Origin of the sequence: Schlesneria sp., assembly GCF_036405755.1 — a bacterium.
Classification (GTDB): Bacteria; Planctomycetota; Planctomycetia; order Planctomycetales; family Planctomycetaceae; genus Schlesneria; species Schlesneria sphaerica.
In genome coordinates, this window is the sequence record NZ_DASWWZ010000232.1 from 1 (window position 1) to 4,699 (window position 4,699).

The 4,699-nt window shown below is 55.4% G+C and carries 5 protein-coding genes; 2 read left to right on the top strand and 3 right to left on the bottom strand.

Annotated features, from left to right (window positions below; genetic code table 11):
* Together VGE80_RS08130 and VGE80_RS08135 are read right to left on the bottom strand one after the other, a co-directional pair.
* Positions 1 to 405: FKBP-type peptidyl-prolyl cis-trans isomerase (locus tag VGE80_RS08130; RefSeq protein WP_440592298.1), on the bottom strand; the 405-nt coding region annotated here is incomplete at its 3' end.
* 127 nt (positions 406 to 532) lie between these two features.
* Positions 533 to 1,018 carry an FKBP-type peptidyl-prolyl cis-trans isomerase gene (locus tag VGE80_RS08135; RefSeq protein ID WP_373651546.1) on the bottom strand — a complete coding sequence of 162 codons (486 nt, stop codon included), beginning with the start codon at positions 1,016 to 1,018 and terminating at the stop codon, positions 533 to 535.
* Positions 1,019 to 1,149: 131 nt separating this feature from the next.
* Here VGE80_RS08135 and VGE80_RS08140 point away from each other — a divergent pair, with 131 nt between their 5' ends.
* Both VGE80_RS08140 and VGE80_RS08145 read left to right on the top strand, forming a co-directional pair.
* The gene (locus tag VGE80_RS08140) at positions 1,150 to 1,998 is read left to right on the top strand and encodes a sugar phosphate isomerase/epimerase family protein (RefSeq protein ID WP_373651547.1); all 849 of its coding nucleotides are present in this window, start codon (positions 1,150 to 1,152) and stop codon (positions 1,996 to 1,998) included.
* Positions 1,995 to 2,555 (top strand): hypothetical protein, encoded by a 561-nt coding sequence (locus VGE80_RS08145; protein WP_373651548.1) that lies wholly within the window; start codon positions 1,995 to 1,997, stop codon positions 2,553 to 2,555. The genes VGE80_RS08140 and VGE80_RS08145 overlap by 4 nt, the downstream gene beginning before the upstream one ends.
* Before the next feature lie 109 nt (positions 2,556 to 2,664).
* Here the strand turns inward: VGE80_RS08145 and VGE80_RS08150 are convergent.
* On the bottom strand, positions 2,665 to 4,699 hold a 2,035-nt coding region (locus VGE80_RS08150; protein WP_440592297.1), incomplete at its 5' end, for a VWA domain-containing protein.

Sequence of the window (4,699 nt, forward strand, 5' to 3'; positions counted from 1 at the left end):
TGGCGCCGGTGTGACTTCGAGCAATTCGACGATGAAGTGCAGCGTTGATTTGCCGGGAATCGTCGGAGGGGCACCCCGTTCGCCGTAACCAAGTTCGTAGGGGATTTCGAGTTCGATCATCCCCCCCTCGCCAACGTGCTGCATCCCTTCAGTCCAGCCCTTGATCACGCCACTCAGCGGAAATTCGATGGAATCGCCGTCGGCACCGTAGGACTGATCAAATACTTTGCCGCCATCCAGCCACCCCTTGTAATGGACCTTTACGGTGTCCCGGGCAGTCGGCTTGAGGCCATCGGACTTCCGCAGCACGCGATATTTCAGCCCGCTCTTGGTGGTGGTGAATTCCTTCGGGGCATCTTTATCAGCGGCCCCGGGTTCGAGCGGATTCTTCTGAGCGGCATGCATGGACGGACTTTCTGAGAAAAGAGCGAGTGCCAGGACCAGGCTCGCGGCCAGGACGTTTCGAAAGTTCATTGAGACCTCGCGAAGGAGAGGGACGAAGGTTTCGGTCTTTCATTCGGATGAACGACCGCTACTTTTTAACGTTCAGCAATTCGACAATGAAGTGCAGCGTCGAATTGGGTGGGATCGATGTTCCGAAGCCGGCATTTCCATACCCAAGCTCAGGCGGGATTTCGAGTTCAATCATTCCCCCTTCACCAATGAGCTGCAGTCCCTCGGTCCAGCCCGGGATCACGCCAGTCACGGCAAATTCAATGGCCTTGCCCGTCCGTCCGTACGACGAATCGAAGATCGTTCCGTCGTCGAGTGATCCTCGATAGTGAACGCGTACGGAATTACTGGCGGTCGGCTTTTGTCCATCGGACTTGCGCAGAATGCGGTATTTGAGTCCGCTTTCCGTCGTGGTGAATTCCGTGGGGGCATCGGGATCGGTTGGGCCGGGCTCAACTCGAATCGTATCGGGGGCCTGCGGGATTGGCGGAAACTCGGCAGGCGGGGCTTCGGGTTCGCAACCGGCGATAGAGATCATGATGAGCAGGGCAATGAGGCGTTTCATACGGGTGGATTCTCGTCAGAGGAACAAAGTTTCCCAAATTTACAATCAGATCGTCTCGCTGGCCGACCGGGCAGCCGAAACGTATCATCGGCGACAACTCGCCGATTTACCACTCTGTGAAGGGATTGATCATGGCTCCTTGGCCAATTGGTGTATTTACCTCTGTGGACGCCGGACTTGGCGTTCATCTTGATGTCGCAAAAGAACTTGGGATTCCAACCGTGCAGGTCCATTCCCCACATGCGGGGACCCGGAATCAGGCGGCTGCAGACAAGTTTTTGTCTCAGTGCAAGGAATCCGGAATCACCGTCACCTGCGTGTTCGGCGGATTTGAGGGCGAAAGCTACGCCGACATTCCGACGACGACCGCGACAGTCGGTCTTGTTCCGGAAGGGACTCGCGCCGCTCGCGCAGCAGAAATGAAAGAAATTTCTGACTTCACCAAGCTGCTTGGCTGCGAAGCGGTGGGGATGCACATCGGTTTCGTCCCCACTGACCGCAATGGTGCCAACTACAAGGGGCTGATTGAAGTCACCCGCGACCTGCTGGATCACGTCGCGAAGAACGGTCAGCGACTGCACCTGGAAACGGGGCAGGAAACGGCCGAGCATCTGCTGGAGTTCATCCACGACGTCCAACGTTCCAATTTGTTCATCAACTTCGATCCCGCCAACATGATTCTGTACGGCAACGGGGATCCGATCGATGCCCTGAAGAAGGTTGGTCACCTGGTTCGCAGCGTGCACTGCAAAGATGCCAAGTGGGCAGCCGAAGGGGTGCGTGGCAAAGAATGGGGAACCGAAGTGGCTCTGGGTGAAGGAGATGTCGGTATGGAGCGATATCTCAAGACCCTCAAGGAAATCGGCTACACCGGACCGCTGACGATTGAGCGTGAAATCGCTCATGACCGTGAGCGTCAGCGACGGGACATCGGAACCGCATCGACGCTGCTGCAGAAACTGCGAGCCGAGATCCTGTGACGCCCAGGTCGCCATTGTGGAAACGCTGCCTGACGGCTCCTTTGATCCTGATTGCATCGCTGGTGATGTGGATCGAGGAGTCGTTATGGGAGTGGTTCAAATGGCTGACAGCTCAGATTGCCCTCCTCGCGTGGGTGCGAAAGATCGAATCCTGGATTCAGTCTCTTTCCCCCTACGCGACGATGGTCGTCTTCTTTCTGCCGCTGCTCATTCTGATTCCCTTCAAACTGGTAGCAGTCTACTGGATGGCCAGCGGTCACTGGATTACCAGCATCGTCGTCATCATCACGGCGAAACTTGTCGGAACGGCGATCGAAGCGCGGATGTTCGTCGTCTGTAAGGCGAAACTGCTCACGATTCCCTGGTTCAGACGTCTGCACGATGGACTGGTCGCGATCCACCATCGTTTGCAGGAAGCACTGCATTCCCTGGCCATCTACCAGGCCGTCCGTACTTTGCTCATCCGCGTGAAAGCGCTCGCTAAGTCTGTTCTGCATCGCATACGCGGTCGCTGGCGGATGTTGCGCGTCTGGTTTCAGAGAACCGTGAAACCCTGAACTCCCGCAAGTATCAGCCCAGCAGCATCGGGACCGTTCAGCGGCGCCTGCTGGACTGTGTTGAGACCTGGCGGAACAAGCGATTTGCTCGGTGAAATGAGCCCGACTGCTACTTTACGAGATAGATCTTTCCCCGAAGTTGAATCAGTAATTGCTGACCCTGTGCTTGCTGACTCAGGATCTGATTCTCTGTCGGGGTGTTGGCCTCGACCAGTTTGAAGTAGGCCTCGCTGAATCGTTCGATCGTTTCAATTTTTTCGCGGTCCTTTTCCAGATCCATCTCGGCCGTCTCGGGGGTGACCAGGATCTGGTCCAGTTGCCCGGGCCGTTTGCGAGCGTAGACTGATCGGTTACCGATCTGACGGACGGAATCCGTTGCGACGATTGAATCGGATTCAATATCCACGTAGGAATTCAGAGAATACCCGGTGGCTCCTCCAACGCTCGCGCCAGGAGCGCTTGGTCGGGCAACCGGTCCGGGAATGCCCCCCGCCCCTGAGGGGTGCGTTGCGACTTCGGCATTACTGGCTTTCTGGTAGAGCCCTTTCGCGAATCGCTGTGAAACGCCCCCCATTCCCGATGCCTCATTCAGTTTAGTGAGGTTGTCGCGTGTCCGGTTCACTGCATCGGCACTTGCCAGTGAAGGCCGCACGGTTTCATCCGCCAGGAACGAGGTGTACGGGGTCAGAATTCCATGTCGGGTCGATAATTCCACCAGCTCTTTGACCAGTTCATCGTTTTTGCCTACCAGGTCCAATTGATCGATGATTTCGCCAATCCGCCGCATCGCCCAGATTTTTTCAACGAAGGCGTACGTCTCATCATTGCTCTTTTCGATCAGATCAGCCGGAAAATCAAAACGTTGTTCCTGTTTGCCGACTCGTCCGCTCACCACAACTTTTGCCGCACCGGGTTTCTTGTAACGACCAGCGATCACAAGTTGCTGTCCTTCGAAGAGATCTAAGTTTGTCTTTGGATACAGACAATTGACGGGGGGGCCGTCCTCTGCTTTCAGCGTATCGAGTTCGAAACTGACTTTTACATCCGTCAAAACGGGTGAGCTGATGTTGCTGTAGACAGTGCTGACGTGCGTTTCAATTTCTTCATCGGGTCTGACGTATTCCGAAAGACCAAAGCCATCGCGTGAGATGCGGTCAAGCAAACGTGAGTTGACGTCATAACCCACGCCGAATGTCAGGATTCGCGCACGAACGCGATTCGCTTGGCGGGCGGCCTCGGCAATCTGGCCTTCGTTGGTCGTGCCGACGGTGGGGAGCCCGTCCGTAAGAAAGAGAATATAACTGGGGCGGGAATCATCCTTCAGTTGTTCCAGTGCCGTCTTGAGAGATCCCGCGATATTGGTGCCACCACCGGGGTAGAGTCCTTCGACAAAGCCAATCGCCGCTCGTCGGGTTTCGTCAGTGTATCGTTCGAGTTCTGGTCGGAATGATTCGATGTTTCCGTCGTAGGCAATAATGTTGAATAGATCTTCGCTACGGAGATTGTTGAGGACAAACTTGATCGCCGCACGCGCCTGTTCGAATTTTTTACCGCTCATGCTTCCTGAGCGGTCCACAACGAACAAGACTGTCTTGGGGGGGCGTGCCTCATCGATCGGCTTGACCTGTGGGCTGGCCAGCATCAGGAAGTAACCCTCGTCTGATGCGGAGGGACGATAGCTGATCACCCGGGCCCCGACGTCACCTTTATCAACGTCATACATCAGTCGAAAGTCTGTCGTGGGGACGTCATTCGTCCGCGAATAACTGATGACTGCGTTTCTGGCGCCAGGCCGCTTGATCTCGATCGCGTGGGTCGGGGAATAGATATTTTTGATATCAATAGTCGATTCAATCGCAACCTGGATATCGACCTTTTCGACAGCATGCGATGTGTATTTGGCGGTGCTGAGTGGAAAGAGAAAATCGGTCAGGCCTCGATCCTTTTTCAGTAGCTGATGATAGTGGATTGCTACTTTTCGCTCGGCACCCGCCGGCACGGGGAAGACACTCGTCTGGAATAATCCCATGCCCATCCATTCGACCAGTGCCGGATCTTTGTTCAATCGGACAATCGATTCGTAGACAGATTTGGCTTCATTGGCGGGCAGCAGCTTTCCGGGCATTTCTTTCCCGTCGACGAGC

Bases quoted from the DNA above. Each gene is read 5' to 3' on its own strand.
- VGE80_RS08135 (WP_373651546.1), bottom strand. From the start codon at position 1,018: ATGAAACGCCTCATTGCCCTGCTCATCATGATCTCTATCGCCGGTTGC.
- VGE80_RS08140 (WP_373651547.1), top strand. From the start codon at position 1,150: ATGGCTCCTTGGCCAATTGGTGTATTTACCTCTGTGGACGCCGGACTT.